The sequence below is a fragment of the Vibrio floridensis genome, assembly GCF_021852965.1.
Taxonomy (GTDB): domain Bacteria; phylum Pseudomonadota; class Gammaproteobacteria; order Enterobacterales; family Vibrionaceae; genus Vibrio; species Vibrio floridensis.
Genome location: NZ_JAKGCY010000002.1, coordinates 383130 through 403024, shown reverse-complemented (window position 1 = coordinate 403024; position 19895 = coordinate 383130). Strand labels below are relative to the sequence as shown.

The following is a 19895-nucleotide window of genomic DNA, read 5'->3' as shown; positions in this document are numbered from 1 at the left end:
ACTCGCTAGGGGGCTTTTTTATGAAAATTTACTGCGAAACGCAAAATAGACGGCGCCAACTAAACACAAACCAGCCCACAGGTAATCTAGTTTCAGTGGTTCACGTAAATAGAACACAGAGAACGGTACAAAAACCATCAAGGTAATCACTTCTTGTAGAATTTTAAGCTGGCCTACATTGAGTGCCGTGTATCCAATGCGGTTCGCGGGTACTTGGAGAAGGTATTCAAAAAGCGCAATCCCCCAACTCACCAAAGCGGCAATAATCCAAGGTTTGTTGTTCAACTCTTTAAGATGCGCATACCAAGCAAATGTCATAAATACATTGCTGCAAATTAACAAGCCAACACTGACAACAATCGGGTTCACTTCTGCTCTCGCTTAAAAATCCTTTAAAAAGATTTCTTTAACATCAACGAAAAACGGGCGCTCTTTCGAGCGCCCGCTTAAATATTCTTCTCGTGGTATCACCACAAGTAAAACAAGCTTAGATAACAGTTACGTTAGAAGCTTGTGGGCCTTTTTGACCGTCTTCAACGTTGAAGCTTACTTTTTGGCCTTCAGCAAGAGTTTTGAAACCTTCAGAAACGATTGCACGGAAGTGTACGAATACATCTTTGCCGCCGTTGTCTTGAGAAATAAAACCAAAACCTTTAGTCTCGTTGAACCATTTAACTGTACCTGTCATTTTACCAGACATAGTGACCTCTATTAAAAATTTACATTAAACATTTCTAGCTGTTACTAGTGCATGAATGGTCTATCGAGAGAAAGTTTACGCAGGTTTAACGAGGTATATCGAGAACTAACTGAGAAGGAACTTTTACTTAATCTAACACATGCACTCTTTGTAAGAGCTGAGCAACACTATACTTGGTTCCTAGAAAAGAACAAGTGTTTTTAACAAAAAGAATGAAATCGTTTTCTTTTTTTTATCCCCTCGGTAGATAAAGAAAATTTTAGATTTATCCCCTTAGGAAGCTTCCCACTCTCATTTGGCTCTTGTCGTGCATATTGGTAAAAAATAAAGCACATTATAGTTTTAAAACAAACACATAAAACTTAATGCATAAAAACAAACTATCTTGTTATAGTCCTAGGCTAACGATCTAACACACAAATTGTTCACACCTTCGACATATCGAACAATTAATCAACAGAAAGACCAAGTTAATGGAAATCGAAGTCAACCCGTTTGGTGGAAACTTGCTGCTAACACAGCGATAACATAGAATCTAATCACTGCACTAAAGGAAATTAGTTTAAAGATAATGGCTTTTACACTCGACCTTAGAACACTGTGTATTATCACATCGTGTATTTGCTTATCTTATGGCGCTGGGCTTGCGCTTTTTAGCCGTGCACACATTAAACAGTATAATTTGCTGACCTTCGTTTTGGCGCTCTTGCTCGTAGGCTCTTCGACAATATTGGTCGCGTTACGGGAGTTCATACCCGACTTTGTCTCTATTATGGTCGCCAATGTTTTAATGAGCGCTGGTTTCTCATGCTTTCTCTACGGTTACAGCCAGTTTCGAAAGTCGACAAATCGCTTTGCGCAATTTTCCTTCTTCCTTCTTTTTCCCCTGACGCTGGGTTTCGCCTATTTTACTTACGTAGAACCTTCCATCAGCGCACGTATCGTTGTTATCGCCACCTTCTTATCACTCACACTTTACATGACGGCGTATAACGTTTGGAAAGGTGCTGCTAGCGACTCCCGCCTGCCAGTCAATATCATAGTCGCTTCCTTCAGCATTGTCGGAACGACCGAGTTGATTCGAGCGAGCTACTTCTTCATTTGGCCAGAGGAAGACTATTTTAACGGCTCAAATGCGAGTATTTTTGTTCTACAAATGTCCTACTTATTTGGCACACTCAATATCGCCATCACCACCTTTGGGTTAGTTTGGTTGATTAACGAGCGCTTGATCTCCTCGCTACAGGAAATGTCTTTAACAGATAATCTCACTGGTTTCTTTAATCGCCACGGCCTTGAACAACAACTGCCACAGCTCGTTCACACCTCGCAAAAATCGCAGCAACCACTTTCGGTACTCATGCTTGATATCGACCATTTTAAGTTGATCAATGACACTTACGGCCATTTAGAGGGCGACAACATTTTGAAACGTTGCGCTGAAGAGATTCAATCGCTTCTTCCGACTGAACATCTGGCTTTTCGCTACGGTGGAGAAGAATTTCTCGTGGTTTTGAACAACTATGATCTTTTGCAAGCACAGAGACTTGCCGAAGTGATCCGCCAAGCCATCGAACTTAAAAAATTGACAACACTGTCAGGTAGAGGCCTAACGCTGAGTATCGGTTTAACGGAGTTACTCCCAAGAGATGGGATTGATGATTTGATCAAACGTGCTGACCAAGCGCTGTATACCGCGAAATCTCAAGGTAGAAATCTGGTGGTTGTACAAAGGGACTAATACTCGTGTGAAAGATTTCTGCGCCCAGTCACCAATACAAATGACCAATGACCAATGACAGAAACAACAAAGCCCGCTCAGATGAGCGGGCTTTGCGTTTGTTCTAGAAGAACGAATATGGTGCGTCCAAGTGGACTCGAACCACCGACCCCTACCATGTCAAGGTAGTACTCTAACCAACTGAGCTATGGACGCTTTACGCACTGTTCTCGACTAACCATTCGTTTGAATGGTGCGTCCGAGTGGACTCGAACCACCGACCCCCGCCATGTCAAGGCGATACTCTAACCAACTGAGCTACGGACGCATTCCTTGAGAACGAGGAGGATATTACCCAGTGAAGCGGTATGGCGCAAGTAGATTTTTGCCCTTTTCATACCGTTTGCTCTATTCCTAATCTTTTTGCTCTGTTTTTAGCCTGATTAATCGACAGTGATATGATCTAATTCACATTTTAAGGCGTAGCAAGTTCAATAACCTTACGCTCTTTCAGCTTCAACTGATGAATTTCTGTAGCCCAGTATTGGTCAATTAACCGTTTTAGCAACCCTGACTTATCCGCCTGCCGTAGTGCTTTCTCAATAACAGATTTGTGCTCCTTCGCTTCCTCACTTAAATAGAAACGAAAATCACGGTGATAAATGAGTAACAGATGCTGTTCAATGTCAAGATGTGGATTGAGACGAGACTCAGCCATCACTTCATTGACACCGCGAGGAAAATAGTTGATTGGACCGTCGCTTGATAGCTTGTCATAAAGCATTCGCCACTCACCGTCCTGCTGATAGAAAGCGAGATCGTTGTATCGCCAAACAGCAGAATCATACCAAGCGTAACCGAGTCCTGCCGTTAAACCACTTTTTCTCAAGTCATCGAGGCTATTAATTGCATCATATTGTGCTTGTGCACCTTTGGGGATCAACAAGACTCTCTGACCAATCAAACCATTGGTTACTGGGGAATCAATATAAGTGTATTGCTGATCCCGTTCTTTGGTCTGCAATAGCCACATCACGGATAGTTGATTGTTTTCCACCATTTTCACCAAACGCTTTTGCGGGATATGTTCAAACGGTGTTTCTATGTTGAGCTTAACGCCGATGCCCTCTAGGGATTGGCGTAACAACTCGTGGTAGAAGAGATGGCTGCCGTCGAGTTGGGTGGGAAGTACCAAAGTAATCGCATTAGGCTGGGCAGCAAAAATTGAGAAACTAAAAAACAGTGATATCACAGCAAACCATCTCATAACCTGTCCTCTATTTATCGCTTCTTTAAAATATAGGACTTTTTCGGTTATTAGGTAGCAAGCAAATCAATCATCTTCTTCGACATCAAAGACGACGTTGTAATTTTCTGTGTATGTGCAATTGGGTTGTCGACTACAAGTAAAGAAACGCCGCCCTTTAAACTCTCCTTGTGAGGCAATTTTAATCACCATCGGGCTGCCACATTTCTTACAGAAACGCACTTCCTTATCTGGTTCAATAAGATCAATATGCGCGGCAAGTAAGCGTCTTAGTCGCCCCACTTGATAACTGTGTTTCACTGAGGTGCCAATCAACGGAATATTGGCCGTTTTGCACACTTGCATCAGTAATTTTTCCCGCTCGACTTTCACTTTGTTGAGCTCTTTTCCGTTATCCAACTCAATAATCACACGTGGCTCAAACGTGCGCGGGTCGCAGATAACATAGTCAAAGTACATACGTGAGATACGATTGCTGGCGATAAACAATTGTTTTTTACTGTTAATGTCTTTTGGGGCAACGACATTGGCCATGCTCACTTTGGCAAAGACTACGCCATGCTCGCCAATCGCGGTTTTCAATGCATTGAAGAATGCCACTTCATGCCCTTTAAGCACCGAGCCTTTCGAGCGATACGCATAATCCTTAGTGTCATCTTGTTTAACCACATACTTCTGAATGATGAAGAAAAACAAAATCAGCAGCACAACAATGATAAAAATCTCAGTCATCTGGGTAATGTCACTCAAAACATAGCTTTAATTGCCAAATACACTATGTGTAAACCAACTGGATGACAAGAGAAAACCCGTCAGTGGCACGCGTCGATGCTACTACTTTGGTAGAGTTCACGTTTCAAATTGATTTAGATCAACTCAATCGCGTTCAACGCTGACTAGAGTCAAGTAGCTAGTTAATGAAATGTTAATACAAAGCCAACACGGAAGTAAGGAAATATCCATGGAGTTGAAACAAGACCCAAGCTGTTACACCGATGTGTGTATCGACGGTAAGTGGTATCACTATGACCACTGTGGCACTACCGCCTATATGTTAAAGGGCGGCAGTTCAGAAGAGATTAAGCTCTCTCGGGAACCTAGCACAGAGAATGAACTCATCGAACTGTTGATGATGCGATAATAGGTCATTTTCTTTATGTCACCCGTCTGCTTTTCACGAAGTAGCAGATGAGTGACATACTCTCCTATTATCGATATTTAGCGATGATCGCTTGATACAAGGTCTGCTGGGTACCATCACTTGCCGTTTTCTTGAGCACATCAATTGCTTGTTGCAGCATACGCACGGAATCTCCACTTACGTCCTTGTTAAAGGCATAATAGAGCTCTCCTTCTTGCAACACGTAAACGGCTTCAAATTCATTCGAGTTAAAGCCTGCTTTAGAAATCCACCAGCTTGCGACATTTTCTTCGTATGCCCATAAATCAATTCGCCCTTTATATAGCTGCTCCGCAAGGGTTGATGCGTATGAGCTCTCTTGCATTGAGTTTCTTGGCACCCCTAACTCCAGCAATAGCTGCTCACCAACATCGTCACGAATCACACCAATGCGATATTGGACCAAATCGCTGGAGCGGTTAATAACTATCTGAGCATCTTTCTTAGCCATAACAACAATTCTGGTTGAACTGATAGGTCCGACCCAATTAAACAGATTTTCACGCAGTTTGGTTCTGGTCATGGAAAACAGCACTGTGTGTTTATCAATAAGCGCCGAGCGATATGCCCTCGCCCATGGTTGGACTGAAATATCTTCTTTGGTGACCGGCTGCATGGCTATAGCGCTTGCAGCCACCAGAAGATCAACCGCAATACCACGAAGTTCCCCCTCTTCAGTGAAGTTATAAGGTGGGTACTCTTCGGTGAGATAGGTTATTGCTTGTAGATCGGACTTAGCTAGGCTGGTTGTCGCGAGTAGGCAAGTAATAAGAAACAGAATTGAACGGAACATAACGCCCCCTAATTGTGATCCCTTGCAAGTAAATGTAGTCCCGAATTGACATATCTACCAACAAGGAATCACAACGCCACCTGTAAATTCAAAGTTGAGCGTCAGGCTGATTTTCGGGCTTAGCGAGATCGAATGCGGGCAGTTGATTACAAGCGGCGACGACGGCATTGATGGTTGGATACGGTGTCATGTTTACGCCAAAACGGAGCGCGTTATACACCTGAGGGACCAAACATATATCGACGATACTTGGACTAGAACTGACGCTAAAAACACACTCGCCATAGTGTTTACGGTGAGTCAATAGCTTCTCTTCCACCGCTTTAAAACCCATATGAATCCAATGATGCACCCACAAACGTTTTTGCTCTTCATCCACCTCCAAACTGCCTTCAAGATACTGCAGGACCCGAAGATTATTCAGAGGATGGACATCAATCGCGATGTCTTGCGCCAACGCCAACGCTTGATACTTGAGTGGCCCCATAGACGGAATCACTTGAGTCGATGAATAGTTATCATCGAGATACTGAATGATAGCCAATGACTGATTGAGTACCAGATCCCCATCCACCAACACGGGCACCAGCTCATTGGGGTTCAGAGCATGATAATGCGCGAGATGCTGCTCTCCGCCATTTTTCACTAAATGAATCGAGTGGTTTTCATAGCGGAGCTGCTTCAGGTTTAAGCAGATCCTCACGCGATAGGCGGCAGACGATCGCCAATAACCATAGAGTTTAAGACTTGTCTCCATACCAACCTCATTTATGCTGATAACGACTCACTTGTTGTTCAATCGCACCAAAAATAGATTGCCCTTGCGCATCAAACATTTCTAAGCGGATAGAATCGCCAAAACGCATAAATGACGTGCTGGCTTGACCATCACGAATTGTTTCAATCATGCGAATTTCGGCAATGCACGAATAACCAACACCACCTTCTTCAATCGACGTGCCGTGATCGGTTCCTTGCTTATTCGACACCGTACCAGACCCGATGATGGCCCCTGCAGACAGCGGACGCGTCTTTGCCGCGTGCACAATCAGATCGGCAAAATCAAAGGTCATATCTACGCCGGCATTCGGTTTGCCAAACGGTTTATGGTTGTAGGTTGAGATCAGCGGCAGATGAAGTTTGTTTTCATACCAGGCTTCACCCAGTTCATCCAAAGTAACAGCGACGGGAGAAAACGCAGAAGAGGGTTTGGATTGAAAGAAGCCAAAGCCTTTGGCGAGTTCAGCAGGGATCAGGCCACGCAACGAAACATCATTCACCAGCATCACGAGACGAATCGCGTCTTCTGCTTGTGCAAAACTGGCCCCCATTGGCACGTCACCGGTGATCACCGCCACTTCACCTTCAAAATCAATGCCCCACTCTTCACTGGCAAATTCAATGTTGTCACGTGGCGCGATAAAGGCGTCGGAGCCCCCTTGGTACATGAGCGGGTCTGTCCAAAAACTTTCTGGCATTTCAGCACCGCGGGCTTTGCGCACTAATTCCACGTGATTGACGTATGCAGAGCCATCGGCCCACTGATAAGCACGCGGTAACGGTGAATGGACCAAGGTCTCTTCGAACGGCAAGCTTCCCGTCACCTCGCCTTGATTGAGCGCTTGATAAAGCTCTTTCAGCTTTGGCTCGCACACAGACCAATGATCCAGTGCAAGCTGCAATGTCGGCGCAATGTCGGTCGCGGAAACATAACGGCTCAAATCGCGACTAACGACGATCAACTCACCATCGCGATGCTCATTCTTCTTCGTTGCTAATTTCATCTCTCTTCCCTTCTCAAACCTTGCTGTTCTGTCGTCCGTGTTATTTTTGATTTTCACGCCAACTGTAGACGTATTCTTTGTTTTCTACACTGTCGAGCTCTTGTGCAAACGTTAATGCATGGCGCGTATCAATCATCACCGCGACTTCGTCGGTGAACTTTTTCTTATACTCTTGGCCAGCTTTGAATGCCTTAGGATGCGGCCCGTGGGTAAAGCCTGCCGGGTGAAACGTCACCATGCCTGCTTCAATGTTGTCGCGGCTGAAAAAATCCCCCGCATGGTAGAACAACACTTCATCATAATCGTCGTTGTTGTGATAAAACGGCACTTTCAACGCGCCAGGGTCACTTTCGATAGGACGCGGCACGAAGGTGCAAACAACAAAGCCGTTACCAACAAAGGTGGTGTGTGCCGACGGTGGCAAGTGATAACGATGAGACATCAATGGGCGTATATCGCGCCAGTTCAGTTTCACTACAGAGAGATCACCATGCCAACCTATGGCATCCAATGGATTGAATGGGTAAGTAATCACGCTCACACTGTCGTGGCGTTTCACTTCCACACGCGTCTCTTGCTCTGAGTATTGCGCTTTGAACTGGTCGTTGATCGACGGCGTTTCAAGTACCGCAGGGTCAAATACCGCATGATTGCCAACTAACCCTTTCTCTGGCAGTGAATACGCCGCATCGGTGTTTTCAATCATCAAAATAAACATCGCCTCTGACGGCTCCAAGCGCCAGTTGGTTGAACGCGGGATCATCACGTAATCCCCTTCTTCTACTGACAAATGGCCATAGTCACAGTAAAGGTCGGCCTTACCTTGATGAATAAAGAGCAGCTCGTCGCCATCGGCGTTTCGCGCCAGAAATTCCATTTTAGTTTGGGTTTTCCAGACTCGAACTTTACATTCGTGATTGTGAAGCAAATGCGGCACACTCCAAGGAGAGGCCTGATTGGCGCTAGTCACGCGAGTGAAATCAAACGCTCTCGGTCTTAAATCGCCTTGCCAATCGACCCAGCCTGTTGGGGCATGTTGATGATGAAAATGCGCAGCGGGGCCAAAGAACCCACTACGCCCCGCTTCACGTTCGTAAATCGCCTCTTCGGGAAAATCGGCATGTGCCTGCTTGGAGCAGACACCTTCCCGATGAGGAAAGGTGATCCATTTATGCATTATTGAGTACTCCACGGCGAATTTGATCTTCTTCTATCGATTCGAATAGCGCTTTGAAGTTACCTTCGCCAAAACCTTCATTGCCTTTACGCTGAATGATTTCAAAGAAGACAGGCCCGATAACCGTCTGGGTAAAGATCTGTAGCAAAATGCCATCTTTTAGCGGTGCACCATCGATCAGGATGCGTAAATCACGCAATCGAGACACATCTTCTTTGTGCCCTTCAACACGGCTATCTACTTTGTCGTAATAGGTATCCGGCGTGGGCATAAAGTCCATACCTCGGTCGCGCAGCGTTTGAACCGTTTGGTAGATGTCGTCCGTGGTGAGCGCGATGTGTTGAATGCCTTCACCATTGTACTCACGAATGAACTCTTCGATTTGTGACTTATCGTCCGAAGATTCATTGATTGGGATACGAATTTTGCCACATGGTGCGGTCATCGCTCGGCTCACTAGACCGGTGAGTTTTCCTTCAATATCGAAATAACGAATTTCACGGAAATTACCAATACGCTCATAGAATCCCGCCCAAGTATCCATGTTGCCGCGTTTTACGTTGTGGGTAAGGTGGTCAATTTCATATAGGCCAACATCCGACTTCGCTAGGCGCTGAGCGGCGTCATCATAAAAACGAAAATCGACATCGTAGATACTCTGCTTACCATAGCGATCGACAAAATAGAGCAAGCTGCCACCAATGCCATACACAGCAGGGATACTCAGCTCCATCGGCCCGATTTCTGTTTTGTATTCTTCTGCGCCATTGGTCAATGCGTGCTTAAGTGCTGACGCTGCATCCTGCACTCGAAATGCCATCCCACATACTGAAGGTCCATGAACTTTTGCAAACTCCTCAGCTTGACTGTGCGGCTGAGCATTAACGACAAAGTTGATATCGCCCTGGCGATATAACCAAGCTTCTTTCGAGCGATGCTTGGCGACTTCCGCAAAGCCCAGCGAGGAAAACAAATGCTTAAGCTGCTCGATACCTGTGTTATCTGCGGCGGTGTATTCGACAAACTCAAATCCGTCTGTGCCCAGTGGGTTGATTGCATCCACCATGACTTTCTCCTTTTAGACTGCTTTTTATTTTGGTTAACACTTTGTTAACTTGAACCAGAGTCAGAAGAATTGGAATAGCGCCTGTCTACTCAAGAAAAACTCAATCCCTCAGCAAAAATGTAAAGCATTTGTTACACCGCAAACCAATAGCCATAATTTGACTCAAAAGCGTGCCATTCCTTCTTCGATTACCCCTTTGCGTTGTACGAGCCAATTTACACATCAACCGCAAATGTAAACATTATGTTAACCAATGACTGATGGTTATTTTTTCGCTGTTTAAAACGTCATTATTGTGTCAGTCAGTCCGTTTATTTGATTCAACGCAGTTTTATTGTCTGCCAACTATGCACAATGGAGCATTCTGTTCCTACACGGGCGCTGCCCACAGCAAAAGAGAGATCAGCCGAATGATTCCAGTAAACCAAGAACGTCTTATCGAGCATTTTTGTCAGTTAGTGCGCATCGACAGTGAGTCGATGAATGAAAAAGCAATTGCCGAAGCGCTGGCTGAACAGCTCGGCGACATGGGCTTTAGCGTGCACAAACTGCCTGTGCCAGAACACATCTCCAATGGCTTTAACGTCTATGCACGCCTAGAGGGTGAGCTTGAAGGTTCCATCTTGTTAAGCTGTCACATGGATACCGTGACGCCGGGCAATGGCATTGAACCTGTGATTGAAGATGGCATTATCCGTTCAAAAGGAAACACCATTCTTGGTGGTGATGACAAATCAGGCATCGCCGCCATTATGGAAGCGGTCCGTCTGCTGAAAGAGCAGAATCAACAGCACAAAACCATTGAGCTTGCCTTTACTGTGCATGAAGAAGGCGGGCTATTTGGTTCCGAATATTTTGATATGAGCTACGTCACTGCTCAGCAAGCGATTGTACTGGATACCGGTGGCCCAATTGGCTCTATTGTCACGGCGGCACCTGGCCAACAGAAAATCGTCGCCACGATTAAAGGCCGCCCTGCCCACGCAGGTTTGGCACCAGAAGAAGGCATCAGTGCCATTATGGTTGCCGCCGATGCCATCAATCAAATGAAGTTGTTGCGTATTGACGCGGAAACGACCGCCAACATTGGCACGGTTCACGGCGGTCAGGCAACAAACATCGTCATGCCAGAGTTGAAAATTGTCGCGGAAGCTCGCTCACTCAATGCAGAAAAGCTCGATGCGCAAGTCGAGCACATGATCACGACTTTTGAGCGTGTCGCCGAAAAACATGGTGCGGAAGTGGAGATTGAGTCCAGCCGTGCGTACAACGCGTTTGTGCTTAGCGATGACCATCCTCACGTCGTGGAAATTAAGCAAGCTTTTGCGGACATTGGTGTGGACGCGATGACCAAAGGCACTGGAGGTGGTAGTGATGCCAATAACTTCAATGCCAAGGGTTTAACGACGGTCAATCTGTCAACCGGCATGTCAAAAGTACACACCACGGAAGAGTTCATTGCCATTGCGGACATGGTCAAAATCACCGAATTTTTGACTCACTACTTAGCCAAGTAACCCCTTCGACGCACTGGCCTCGCCAGTGCGTTTTCTCTGTTGTTTGTTTCCTCTCCTATTTTTCTCTCGGACCCAAGTTCTGATCACCCATTGCGTTGAAAGTTCTTTAGATCTCGCAAAGCAATGAAACGAGAGCTTATCTTTCATAGATTTATCGATAATCATCACATTTAGTTGCTATTCAAATGATTACTATGCATTTGGTTTTAATTAATAACGTGATAATCAAATGAAAAAGACCCTGTTAACCAGTGCAATAGCGCTCTCCCTGACTTTTCCAGCCCTCGCCGCGAATGGCGATATCCATAACGTTACGATTCTCGGCACATCCGATCTTCACGGCCATTTTATGCCTTGGGACTACGCTGCGGACAAACTCAATATGAGCGGCAGCCTGAGCCAAATCGCCACCAAAGTAAAAGCGATTCGCCAAGAACAAAATAACGTCATCTTGGTCGACGCAGGTGACACCATTCAAGGCAACTTTGTCGAAACGTTTAAAGAAGAGCCGATCGATCCAATGATGCTCGGCTTCAATGAGATGAACTATGACGTTTGGGTATTAGGCAATCATGAGTTTGATTTTGGCTTGAACGTGCTTAATCGCTCTCTCACCCAATTCAAAGGCACCTCTCTGGCAGGTAACATTCAACGCCCTGATGGCAACCCTTTTTTGCCGGGTTACACCATCATCGAGCGTGGCGGGATCAAAATTGGCGTGATCGGAATGGACACACCCATGACGCAAGTCTTCGCTGAAGGAACCAATCGCCTTGAAGGGATGACCTTCACTAACCCGACGCTGGAAGTGAAAAAAATCGTCAAGCAGATTGAGGGCAAAGTCGATGCGATTGTGCTAGTTGCCCACATGGGCCTCGACAATGAAAATGACATCGCAGACACCGGTGTCACCGACATTGCCAACGGTAACCCAGAGCTCGATGCCATTGTGGCCGGCCACATGCATACGCGCATTGATAAAGCCGTGGTCAATGGCGTCATCATCACCGAGCCCGACAAATATGGCCGCGCGCTGTCACGCATTGACTTGCAGTTTGAAGAGCAAAATGGCCAGTTCACCTTGATCAACAAAGACAGCTACACCTACAAGATCAAAGGCGTCGATTCGGATGACAAGATGGAATCGCTCTACGAACCGTATCACAAGCGTCTGCGTGAAATGGCCAACCGCGAAGTGGCACAGCTAACTGGCGTGAATTTAGTACCAGAAAACGACATTCGTGGTATCCCGCAAGTGCATATTCAAGACACAGGGATCAGTGCACTTTTCCAAGAAGCGAGTTTTTTCTACGCACCTCAAGCCAACGTCATTGCACTGCAAATTGACAATGACAACGCCAAGTTGGACGTAGGCCCAATCAAAGCTAAAGACATCGCATACAACTACCAATATGCGGGTGGCGAGATCACGGTTTATCAAATGACGGGCAAAGAGTTGAAGCAGTACATGGAATGGTCTGCTGGTTACTTCAATTCTGTGCAAGCGGGGGATGTGACATACAGCTTTAATCCTGAAAGACGCGCCTCAAAGTACTCAACCAACGACTTCTTCGCGGGCGTCACCTACACCATCGACTTAACTCAGCAAGCAGGCCAACGCATTACTGATCTCAAGTTTGCCGATGGCAAACCCGTGTTAGACGACAGCGAGATTCGCCTCGGTATGAACAGCTACCGTATGGGCCATTTGACCAAAAAAGGCGGCGTATTAGAGGGCAAAACCTTCCCTGTTCTGTTTGATACCGAAGCAAAATATGGAGAGGAACAAGGCACCATCCGAAATCTCACCATCCGCTACCTCACCGAGCAGAAGCAAGGACAATACGTTGGCCAACCGATGCAACGCTGGAAACTCTCTGGTTTGCAGGGGTTTGAGAAAGAAAGGGCGATCGTCAAACAGTTGATCAACGAAGGCAAAATCGATGTACCTTCCAGTGAAGATGGCCGCTACACCAATATTGCTTCAATGAATGTCAAAGCACTGGTGTTCACCAATCCACAGGCTAAAAACGAAGCCATTACTTCTCGCCTTGCTAAAATTGAGGAAGCGAATCCTGCGGAGAAACAACATCTTAAGCGCGAGTTGATCCTCATCGAAGCACTGAACCCATAAACCACGTCTGTGCACCTCTTGGTAGGTGCACATTTTTTCTCTCGCAAAATTGTCACAATAAAATTCCCTTCCGCGCGCTTTTGCCTGTCGACATCACAAAAAAAATAGGATAGTTTTAGATGTATAGACGTCTAAAAGAGATTAGCTTAGGGAGAAAGCTGTGCCTATTCGTATTCCAGATCAATTACCAGCCGCCGATGTTTTGCGTACTGAAAACATCTTCGTCATGAACGAAACTCGTGCAGCAAGCCAAGAGATTCGTCCACTAAGGGTGCTGATTCTCAATTTGATGCCGAAAAAAATTGAGACCGAGACTCAGTTTTTACGCCTGCTTTCCAACAGTCCACTTCAGGTTAACGTTGAGTTGCTACGCATTGACGATCGCCCGAGCAAAAACACCCCTACTGAACATCTCGACAATTTTTATCGTCAGTTTGAGATGGTGAAAAACCGTAACTTCGACGGCCTGATCATCACTGGCGCGCCGCTTGGTTTGGTGCAGTTTGAAGATGTCATTTACTGGGATCACCTCAAAACCATTATGGAATGGGCCAAATCCCATGTGACTTCCACCCTCTATGTTTGTTGGGCAGCACAAGCTGGGCTCAAACTGCTCTACGATTTGCCGAAGAAAACGCGTAAAGAGAAGCTCTCTGGCGTATATCACCACCGTATTCACAAACCTTACCATCCGGTTTTACGTGGTTTTGATGATTCTTTCTTGGCGCCCCATTCTCGCTACGCCGATTTTTCACCAGAGTATCTCGCAGAACACACCGATTTGGATATTCTCGCCACGTCTGACGATGCAGGCGTGTACCTAGCCACCACCAAAGACAAGCGCAACGTCTTTGTTACTGGCCATCCAGAATATGACCCGCACACGCTGCACAATGAATACATTCGCGATTTGGGTGAAGGCATGGAACCGGCGATTCCGGTTAACTACTACCCCAACGACAACCCAGATAATCCGCCAATTGCAAGCTGGCGTAGCCACGGCCACCTGCTTTTCTCGAACTGGTTGAACTACTGCGTTTACCAACAAACGCCTTACGATCTCGATCATTTCAGCGAAGAAGCGTTTACCAAGGACGAATAGCGCCACACGAAATCAAACCGTTCTTTTACAACAGGCCGCCTTTCACGCGGCCTGTTGTCGTTTATACCCGTTAATCGTTTATGCAAAGTGACTCGCATTGTCGATGTCGATTGGTAGGCAATAGACCCCAAGGATTTATCATCTCTTCAGGCCACATTAAAAAGAACGAAAACGATGAAAAAACAAACTCTTCTTTTGCCGCAATTGGTAGCACTTACTCTTTTGACTGGGTGTGTCACCGTCACTGAAGGCCAAGCACAAAAAGATCCGGACCCAATTGGCATGGCAGAATCTCGCATTGCCCTGGGGCTTGGCTATCTCGAAAATGGCGCGATGATCAAAGCCCATGACAACTTACAACAAGCCCTGACTCACGCTCCTGATTATTACCGAGCGCAGCTTTCCATGGCCCACTACTACGAACGTGTCGGCGAAAACGGCAAGGCCGAGGATATTTATCAAAAATCGGCTCGTCAGCACCCAAAAAACGGCAACGTATTGAACAACTACGGCACGTTCTTATGCAAAAAGGGCGAGTATGATAAAGCGGATCGTATGTTTAATCGTGCCATCGAGCAACCTTACTACTACTTGATTCCTGCCAGTTATGAAAACGCCGCGTTTTGCGCTCTGAAGGCGGGCGACAATGTAAAAGCGCAAACCTATTTTACTCGTGCGATTGACTACGACCCACACCGTCCCAAATCGGTGCTCAACCTCGCTAAGTTGGAAATCGATACCGGTAACTATACCCAAGCGCGCCTGCGTTTGATGCGCTTCCACCAAAGCTATGGGCTGCAAATTCCCTCGCTTAAACTGATGATCGATTTAGAAGACAAAGCAGGCAATGTGGCGCTGGTGAAGAAGTATCAGAGTGAATTGGACAAATTGACTGCCCGCCAAGGCTAGCGATTGCTAGCGGGTGAATTCAAAAGACGCGACTCACAAAAAACCTCTGCCCAAAAAGCAGAGGTTTTTTATGGTTTTACCGCCTACATAACTCAACGTCTTGAGGTTGAGTTGCGGATTTTGTAGCGATCTTTTCGGTGCGTATTGCGTAACTTACGCACCTTGGTTTTTCTCTTAATCGTCAGATATTCACGGTAAATAATCCGAATAAACGCAATTAAGCCAATGATGAGCAGAATGGTAAAAACGCTCAGGAAGCTTTCACACAGCCAATCTGGCTGACAGGGTAGATAAATTTCAAAATCCATCGCATGCCCTCCTATTACGCAACCTATTCGTTTTTAACTCGGGATAATTGTTTCTATCACCCTCGCAGTTTGATCCACTCTCCTCTTTGTTGTTTGTCCATAAATGACCAAGCAACAAAGCGACTGACCTTTTGTCCTTGGCTCATTTCGACGACACGAATACTGCGTACACCTAATTTTTCCAACTGTTTACGTAGAGGTCTTACGTTGTCTTTCTTCGAAACGAGCGTACTGAACCACAAAACCTGATGGGCAAAACGCTCACTTTCGTTCGCCATGCGCTTCAAGAAGGAGGATTCTCCACCTTGACACCACAACTCAGAATTTTGACCTCCGAAGTTAAGTATAGGTTTGTTTTTCGAGATTTTTTGTGAACCAGCTTTTGCTGTTACACCTTTTTTCAAACGGTTGGCGGCGAGGTTGTCTAATTTTCGTTGCGTGCCAAACGCCGCTTCCTGTGCCGAAGCGTGAAATGGCGGGTTGCATGTCGTCACATGAAAGTAGTCTGTGGGGCCAATAATGCCTTGGAAAATATGCTGTGACTGGTCTTGCAATTTGAGCTCAAGCTGCCCCTGCAGCACTGGGTTAGAGTCAGCAATGCGCTGCGCGGACTCAATCGATTTAGGGTCAACGTCACTACCCGTGTAGCGCCAACGATAGTCACAAATCGCAATAATGGGATAGATGGCGTTTGCACCGACACCGATGTCCAACGCCTGAACTTTCTCATGAGGAAATTTACCTTTCACCTCTCCTTCCAAGAGCTCCGCTAGACGATGGATATAATCCGCACGCCCGGGGATTGGCGGGCACAAATAGCCTGCTGGGATGTCCCAATTTGCCACTTGGTAGTAAGCACTGAGCAGCGCTTTATTGAGCATTTTTACTGCCGTTGAATCTGAAAAAGAAATACTCGCCTCACCTTTAGGATTTTTGATCACAAAAGGAGCAAGCGATGGCAGCGCCTGCGTTAACTTAGCAAAATCGTAACGCCCTTGATGTTTGTTGCGCGAATGCAGCCCAGCACGCGTAACTTTGACAAAATCACAACTCGATTCAGACGCACTGAGATCACGACTCTTTTTCGTGCGCGGTTTTGGGGCTCGTTTCGCAGGCTCTAATGGCTTGGCGGATTTTCGTTTGTTCGTCATTATTTTTTTGCTTCCTGAGCTTTTAAATCGAGGTAAATCATAAACAGACGAGCATCCAGCTCCAGTTGGTGATAATCCGGCTCCATGTAGCAGCAAAGAGAGTAAAAGGCTTTATCATGCTCTTTCTCTTTAATGTGCGCCAATTCGTGCACAACCAACATGCGCAGCAAAGGCTCCGGCGCGTCTTTAAACACATTGGCAATGCGAATCTCATTTTTCGATTTGAGTTTACCGCCGTGGTTGCGAGAGACGACACTGTGCAAGCCGAGCGCGTTGTTAATCAGATGAATTTTCCCATCGTACACCACTTTACTGATGGGGCCCGTTTTCTTCATAAACTGGTTCTTGATCTGCATCGCGTAGTCAAACAATGCTTTTTCACTGCGAATGTCGTGACGCACAGGATAGCGTTTATCAAACCAAGGAATTAAACGTTGTGACTCAATCAATTGGGCCACTTGCTGCACGATATGCTGTGGGTATCCCTGAATGTAGCGAAGTGACGGATGCATCATGGAATCGGACCTGATCATTTTTCAAAGCGCGCTAGTTTACCTGACTCCGCCCCTTGAATCATCGCTTTTTCTTTTCGTCCGCAGCGAAATTGGCTACACTTGCGCCCCTTTTCATTACATGGCAAGACAAGATGAAACGTGTCGTCCTCTATATCAAAGACAAATGTCCACACTGCAAAGATGCGCAGCGCTATCTGGATAGCAAAGGCATTCAATACCGCTTGTGTAATGCCAAGATGCATCGCGGCCGTAAAGAGCTTGACGCGATTGGTGCGCGCTCTGTGCCTGTACTTAAAATCGGTGACCGCTTGATGATTGGTTGGAACCCAAAGAACTTTGAAAGCATGTACGGCGATAAGTGATCACGGCTAAACATACTGCTTTATAAATTCGATAAAGGTGCGATCCGCCACCGACAGATAGCCGCCACGTCGCCAAGCCAATGCTAAGTTCAGGGTGACGGGCGGAGAAAATGGCACGCCGACCACGCCACTCTCATTCTCGGTCACCAATTGAAGCAATGCAGTAATGGCAAACTCTCGTTTTACGATCTTCAAAATCAATGGCAATAGATTGGTTTCAAAAGAATACTGCATTTCAATGCCATGCTGCTGGCTAAAGTGATCAAGAAAATCACGGTGGAAATAACCCGATTTGAACATCACCAGTTCATGTTGAAAAAACTCTTCAAAAGTGAGTGATGCTCGTTGCGATAACGAATGCTCACTGCCAACTACCGCCATCATCTGGCTAGAGAACAGGTGGTCTATTTCTAAATCGTCCGGTACGTCGTTTTCCGTGATCACGCCAATGTCCAAATCCCCATCAAGCAGCATCTTACGAATCGACTGCGTCCCCGCTTCAATCAGTGTCAGTTTGAGGTTGGGATAGTGACTTTTAAACGCCATTAAAATTTCTGGAAAGAAGTAGCTGCCCATCATGCTTGGCGCACCAAGGCGCACCTCACCTTTCTCAAGCCCTTTCAGTTCATTCATCGCCAACTCGGCATCATGCAGTTGCTGCACAACACGTTTGGCATGCTCATACAAGGTTTGCCCTTCCGTTGTCAGTGTGATCTGTTTGTCATCACGCTTAAATAGCGTCACGCCGAGGCTTTGTTCGAGCTTTTTGATTGAGACACTCAAGGCAGGCTGCGCGATATGCAAAGACTGCGCAGCACGAGTGAAATTTTTCTCTTCGGCCACCGCCAAAAATTGTTTGAGTTGTTTCGATTCCATCTAGATCAAAAATATATCGTCATAATATTTTTAATATATTTTGTTTATCACTACGTGACTGATACTGTGCTCACAAATCAGTAGGAGAATTAAGATGTACGAACTCGGCAGCTCTCAGTATCGCCATATCACCATTGCCTTGGCACTCGGTTCGTTTTTAGTTTTCTGTAATCTTTACCTCTTTCAACCCATGCTGCCTAAATTGGCGTTGGAATACGCGGTATCGGAAACACAGGTAAACTGGGTATTTGCCGCCACCACACTGGGTTTATCCCTTAGCCTTGTTCCCATGGCGGTGTTGTCTGAAAAAATTGGCCGACGCACGGTCATGTTGGCGGGTTTGTTCGCCATTCCACTGTGCAGTGCCGCTCTGCTGCTTAACGACTCTTTCTTGTTTATCGTCATTTGCCGAGCGCTCCTTGGGGTGGCGTTGGCGGCCTTTGCGGCAGTTGCCGTGGCGTACATGGCGGAAGAGTTGCACCCCAAAGCGTTTAGCCACGCCATCGGCGGTTACATTGCGGCCAATTCACTCGGCGGTATTAGCGGACGAATCAGTGGCGGTTTGATGTCCGACTGGTTTGGTACCACGGTCGCAATTGAGGTGATGCTGGTCTTCACGCTACTGGGCGTGATTGCGGTGAGTTATTTGCTGCCCAAGCAGAAACATTTCTCCCCCAGCACTCACAGCTTATGGCAACACAATCAGACCATCGTCCAGCACCTGCGTCACACCCGAGTTTGGTTGGCGATGGTGATCGGCGGGCTCAATTTTGCCCTTTTCGTTAACCTCTATTCGGTGATGGGATTCCGCCTCGTGGCGGAGCCGCATGGCCTACCCGTTGGCCTCGCTTCATTGATTTTTTTGTGTTACCTCGGCGGTACCATCAGCTCCAAATACACCGGCAAATGGAATCAACATTTTCATCCGGTCAGAGGGATGTTGCTGGGCGCGGCGATCAGTTTGTTTGGCATGCTAATTACCTCGATTGAACATTTAGCCGCCATGTTTATCGGTCTAGTGCTGATTTCTTTCGGCGCTTTTTTCACGCACACTTTGGCGTATGGATGGGTCGGGCAAAAAGCCACTCACGCAAAAGCAACGGCAACCGCCATGTACCTGGTGCACTACTATGTAGGCGGTAGCCTTGGCGGATTCTTCTTGCTCTATTGCTGGCAACATTGGCAATGGAATGGTGTGATCATCGCGGCGCTGAGTATGTACGTATTACTGTTTGCGGTGATACTGCAACTGAAAAAGCCCAAATACGCGTGCATGGAAGAGGCCTTGGTCAAGCATCCTTGAGTCGTCAAAGGGGATAGGATTGAACCCCACG

General features: G+C 46.4%; 21 protein-coding genes and 2 tRNA genes. 8 read left to right on the top strand and 15 right to left on the bottom strand.

Features of this window, described 5'->3' with window-relative positions; translation table 11 throughout:
- Positions 1 to 18: 18 nt before the first annotated feature.
- Both LZU85_RS06140 and cspE read right to left on the bottom strand, forming a co-directional pair.
- Entirely contained in the window at positions 19 to 369 is a 351-nt protein-coding gene (locus tag LZU85_RS06140; protein ID WP_011150137.1) for a DMT family protein, read from the bottom strand.
- Between the two features lie 118 nt (positions 370 to 487).
- On the bottom strand, positions 488 to 700 hold the full coding sequence (gene cspE / locus LZU85_RS06135; RefSeq protein ID WP_176297637.1) for a transcription antiterminator/RNA stability regulator CspE: 213 nt from the start codon (positions 698 to 700) through the stop codon (positions 488 to 490).
- A 772-nt stretch (positions 701 to 1472) separates the two neighbouring features.
- Between cspE and LZU85_RS06130 the strand changes: the two genes are divergently transcribed.
- Entirely contained in the window at positions 1473 to 2441 is a 969-nt protein-coding gene (locus LZU85_RS06130) for a GGDEF domain-containing protein (protein ID WP_237286678.1), read from the top strand.
- A gap of 118 nt (positions 2442 to 2559) precedes the next feature.
- Here LZU85_RS06130 and LZU85_RS06125 read toward each other — a convergent pair.
- The 4 genes from LZU85_RS06125 to LZU85_RS06110 all read right to left on the bottom strand — a co-directional run bounded on the left by LZU85_RS06125 (position 2560) and on the right by LZU85_RS06110 (position 4419).
- Positions 2560 to 2636 (bottom strand) — tRNA-Val (locus LZU85_RS06125).
- Between the two features lie 35 nt (positions 2637 to 2671).
- Positions 2672 to 2748: transfer RNA gene (locus LZU85_RS06120), tRNA-Val, on the bottom strand.
- Positions 2749 to 2895: 147 nt separating this feature from the next.
- Positions 2896 to 3687 carry a type 2 periplasmic-binding domain-containing protein gene (locus LZU85_RS06115; protein ID WP_176297639.1) on the bottom strand — a complete coding sequence of 264 codons (792 nt, stop codon included), beginning with the start codon at positions 3685 to 3687 and terminating at the stop codon, positions 2896 to 2898.
- 66 nt (positions 3688 to 3753) lie between these two features.
- Positions 3754 to 4419 carry a DUF2726 domain-containing protein gene (locus tag LZU85_RS06110; RefSeq protein WP_176297640.1) on the bottom strand — a complete coding sequence of 222 codons (666 nt, stop codon included), beginning with the start codon at positions 4417 to 4419 and terminating at the stop codon, positions 3754 to 3756.
- Between the two features lie 229 nt (positions 4420 to 4648).
- Here LZU85_RS06110 and LZU85_RS06105 point away from each other — a divergent pair, with 229 nt between their 5' ends.
- Positions 4649 to 4828 (top strand): hypothetical protein, encoded by a 180-nt coding sequence (locus tag LZU85_RS06105; RefSeq protein WP_237286677.1) that lies wholly within the window; start codon positions 4649 to 4651, stop codon positions 4826 to 4828.
- A gap of 67 nt (positions 4829 to 4895) precedes the next feature.
- On the opposite strand, the gene LZU85_RS06100 is transcribed toward LZU85_RS06105, so the two are convergent.
- From LZU85_RS06100 to hppD, 5 genes are read right to left on the bottom strand one after another with little or no spacing between them, the layout of a single operon-like run.
- Entirely contained in the window at positions 4896 to 5714 is an 819-nt protein-coding gene (locus tag LZU85_RS06100; protein ID WP_237286716.1) for a substrate-binding periplasmic protein, read from the bottom strand.
- 34 nt (positions 5715 to 5748) lie between these two features.
- Positions 5749 to 6417, bottom strand: coding sequence for a maleylacetoacetate isomerase (maiA, locus tag LZU85_RS06095; protein WP_011080601.1), 669 nt, complete (start codon positions 6415 to 6417; stop codon positions 5749 to 5751).
- 7 nt (positions 6418 to 6424) lie between these two features.
- Positions 6425 to 7444 carry a fumarylacetoacetate hydrolase family protein gene (locus LZU85_RS06090; protein ID WP_011080602.1) on the bottom strand — a complete coding sequence of 340 codons (1020 nt, stop codon included), beginning with the start codon at positions 7442 to 7444 and terminating at the stop codon, positions 6425 to 6427.
- 40 nt (positions 7445 to 7484) lie between these two features.
- Complete coding sequence (locus tag LZU85_RS06085; protein ID WP_047109150.1) at positions 7485 to 8621, bottom strand: homogentisate 1,2-dioxygenase; 1137 nt, start codon at positions 8619 to 8621, stop codon at positions 7485 to 7487.
- Positions 8614 to 9687, bottom strand: a complete 1074-nt coding sequence (gene hppD / locus LZU85_RS06080) for a 4-hydroxyphenylpyruvate dioxygenase (RefSeq protein WP_011080604.1) — start codon at positions 9685 to 9687, stop codon at positions 8614 to 8616. Before hppD ends, LZU85_RS06085 begins: the two co-directional genes overlap by 8 nt.
- Positions 9688 to 10097: 410 nt before the next feature.
- Here hppD and LZU85_RS06075 point away from each other — a divergent pair, with 410 nt between their 5' ends.
- The 4 genes from LZU85_RS06075 (at position 10098) to pilW (ending at position 15349) form a co-directional block, all read left to right on the top strand.
- Positions 10098 to 11204, top strand: coding sequence for a M20/M25/M40 family metallo-hydrolase (locus LZU85_RS06075; RefSeq protein ID WP_237286676.1), 1107 nt, complete (start codon positions 10098 to 10100; stop codon positions 11202 to 11204).
- Positions 11205 to 11433: 229 nt separating this feature from the next.
- Positions 11434 to 13338, top strand: a complete 1905-nt coding sequence (locus tag LZU85_RS06070; protein WP_176297645.1) for a bifunctional metallophosphatase/5'-nucleotidase — start codon at positions 11434 to 11436, stop codon at positions 13336 to 13338.
- 160 nt (positions 13339 to 13498) lie between these two features.
- The gene (gene metA / locus LZU85_RS06065) at positions 13499 to 14440 is read left to right on the top strand and encodes a homoserine O-acetyltransferase MetA (protein WP_080536030.1); all 942 of its coding nucleotides are present in this window, start codon (positions 13499 to 13501) and stop codon (positions 14438 to 14440) included.
- A 174-nt stretch (positions 14441 to 14614) separates the two neighbouring features.
- The gene (gene pilW, locus LZU85_RS06060; protein WP_103185159.1) at positions 14615 to 15349 is read left to right on the top strand and encodes a type IV pilus biogenesis/stability protein PilW; all 735 of its coding nucleotides are present in this window, start codon (positions 14615 to 14617) and stop codon (positions 15347 to 15349) included.
- Between the two features lie 92 nt (positions 15350 to 15441).
- On the opposite strand, the gene LZU85_RS06055 is transcribed toward pilW, so the two are convergent.
- From LZU85_RS06055 to LZU85_RS06045, 3 genes are read right to left on the bottom strand one after another with little or no spacing between them, the layout of a single operon-like run.
- Positions 15442 to 15657, bottom strand: coding sequence for a hypothetical protein (locus LZU85_RS06055; RefSeq protein WP_011080609.1), 216 nt, complete (start codon positions 15655 to 15657; stop codon positions 15442 to 15444).
- 56 nt (positions 15658 to 15713) lie between these two features.
- A complete protein-coding gene (gene rlmF, locus LZU85_RS06050) occupies positions 15714 to 16808 on the bottom strand; it encodes a 23S rRNA (adenine(1618)-N(6))-methyltransferase RlmF (protein WP_111416129.1) in 1095 nt (364 codons plus the stop codon).
- Positions 16808 to 17320 (bottom strand): YgjP-like metallopeptidase domain-containing protein, encoded by a 513-nt coding sequence (locus LZU85_RS06045; protein WP_013571934.1) that lies wholly within the window; start codon positions 17318 to 17320, stop codon positions 16808 to 16810. Before LZU85_RS06045 ends, rlmF begins: the two co-directional genes overlap by 1 nt.
- A 134-nt stretch (positions 17321 to 17454) precedes the next feature.
- Between LZU85_RS06045 and LZU85_RS06040 the strand changes: the two genes are divergently transcribed.
- Complete coding sequence (locus LZU85_RS06040) at positions 17455 to 17685, top strand: glutaredoxin family protein (protein ID WP_237286675.1); 231 nt, start codon at positions 17455 to 17457, stop codon at positions 17683 to 17685.
- Between the two features lie 6 nt (positions 17686 to 17691).
- On the opposite strand, the gene LZU85_RS06035 is transcribed toward LZU85_RS06040, so the two are convergent.
- Positions 17692 to 18561 carry a LysR family transcriptional regulator gene (locus LZU85_RS06035; protein ID WP_013571935.1) on the bottom strand — a complete coding sequence of 290 codons (870 nt, stop codon included), beginning with the start codon at positions 18559 to 18561 and terminating at the stop codon, positions 17692 to 17694.
- 94 nt (positions 18562 to 18655) lie between these two features.
- Here LZU85_RS06035 and LZU85_RS06030 point away from each other — a divergent pair, with 94 nt between their 5' ends.
- Positions 18656 to 19864 carry an MFS transporter gene (locus LZU85_RS06030; protein ID WP_237286674.1) on the top strand — a complete coding sequence of 403 codons (1209 nt, stop codon included), beginning with the start codon at positions 18656 to 18658 and terminating at the stop codon, positions 19862 to 19864.
- The last annotated feature ends 31 nt before the right edge of the window (positions 19865 to 19895 follow it).

What these genes read in the sequence shown, in the direction of transcription:
- rlmF (WP_111416129.1), bottom strand. Translation starts at nt 16,808, where the DNA reads ATGACGAACAAACGAAAATCCGCCAAGCCATTAGAGCCTGCGAAACGA.
- LZU85_RS06030 (WP_237286674.1), top strand. Translation starts at nt 18,656, where the DNA reads ATGTACGAACTCGGCAGCTCTCAGTATCGCCATATCACCATTGCCTTG.
- LZU85_RS06055 (WP_011080609.1), bottom strand. Translation starts at nt 15,657, where the DNA reads ATGGATTTTGAAATTTATCTACCCTGTCAGCCAGATTGGCTGTGTGAA.
- LZU85_RS06110 (WP_176297640.1), bottom strand. Translation starts at nt 4,419, where the DNA reads ATGACTGAGATTTTTATCATTGTTGTGCTGCTGATTTTGTTTTTCTTC.
- pilW (WP_103185159.1), top strand. Translation starts at nt 14,615, where the DNA reads ATGAAAAAACAAACTCTTCTTTTGCCGCAATTGGTAGCACTTACTCTT.
- LZU85_RS06075 (WP_237286676.1), top strand. Translation starts at nt 10,098, where the DNA reads ATGATTCCAGTAAACCAAGAACGTCTTATCGAGCATTTTTGTCAGTTA.
- LZU85_RS06130 (WP_237286678.1), top strand. Translation starts at nt 1,473, where the DNA reads ATGGTCGCCAATGTTTTAATGAGCGCTGGTTTCTCATGCTTTCTCTAC.
- LZU85_RS06035 (WP_013571935.1), bottom strand. Translation starts at nt 18,561, where the DNA reads ATGGAATCGAAACAACTCAAACAATTTTTGGCGGTGGCCGAAGAGAAA.
- LZU85_RS06045 (WP_013571934.1), bottom strand. Translation starts at nt 17,320, where the DNA reads ATGCATCCGTCACTTCGCTACATTCAGGGATACCCACAGCATATCGTG.
- LZU85_RS06070 (WP_176297645.1), top strand. Translation starts at nt 11,434, where the DNA reads ATGAAAAAGACCCTGTTAACCAGTGCAATAGCGCTCTCCCTGACTTTT.
- LZU85_RS06105 (WP_237286677.1), top strand. Translation starts at nt 4,649, where the DNA reads ATGGAGTTGAAACAAGACCCAAGCTGTTACACCGATGTGTGTATCGAC.
- LZU85_RS06040 (WP_237286675.1), top strand. Translation starts at nt 17,455, where the DNA reads ATGAAACGTGTCGTCCTCTATATCAAAGACAAATGTCCACACTGCAAA.
- LZU85_RS06085 (WP_047109150.1), bottom strand. Translation starts at nt 8,621, where the DNA reads ATGCATAAATGGATCACCTTTCCTCATCGGGAAGGTGTCTGCTCCAAG.
- maiA (WP_011080601.1), bottom strand. Translation starts at nt 6,417, where the DNA reads ATGGAGACAAGTCTTAAACTCTATGGTTATTGGCGATCGTCTGCCGCC.
- LZU85_RS06090 (WP_011080602.1), bottom strand. Translation starts at nt 7,444, where the DNA reads ATGAAATTAGCAACGAAGAAGAATGAGCATCGCGATGGTGAGTTGATC.
- LZU85_RS06115 (WP_176297639.1), bottom strand. Translation starts at nt 3,687, where the DNA reads ATGAGATGGTTTGCTGTGATATCACTGTTTTTTAGTTTCTCAATTTTT.
- hppD (WP_011080604.1), bottom strand. Translation starts at nt 9,687, where the DNA reads ATGGTGGATGCAATCAACCCACTGGGCACAGACGGATTTGAGTTTGTC.
- cspE (WP_176297637.1), bottom strand. Translation starts at nt 700, where the DNA reads ATGTCTGGTAAAATGACAGGTACAGTTAAATGGTTCAACGAGACTAAA.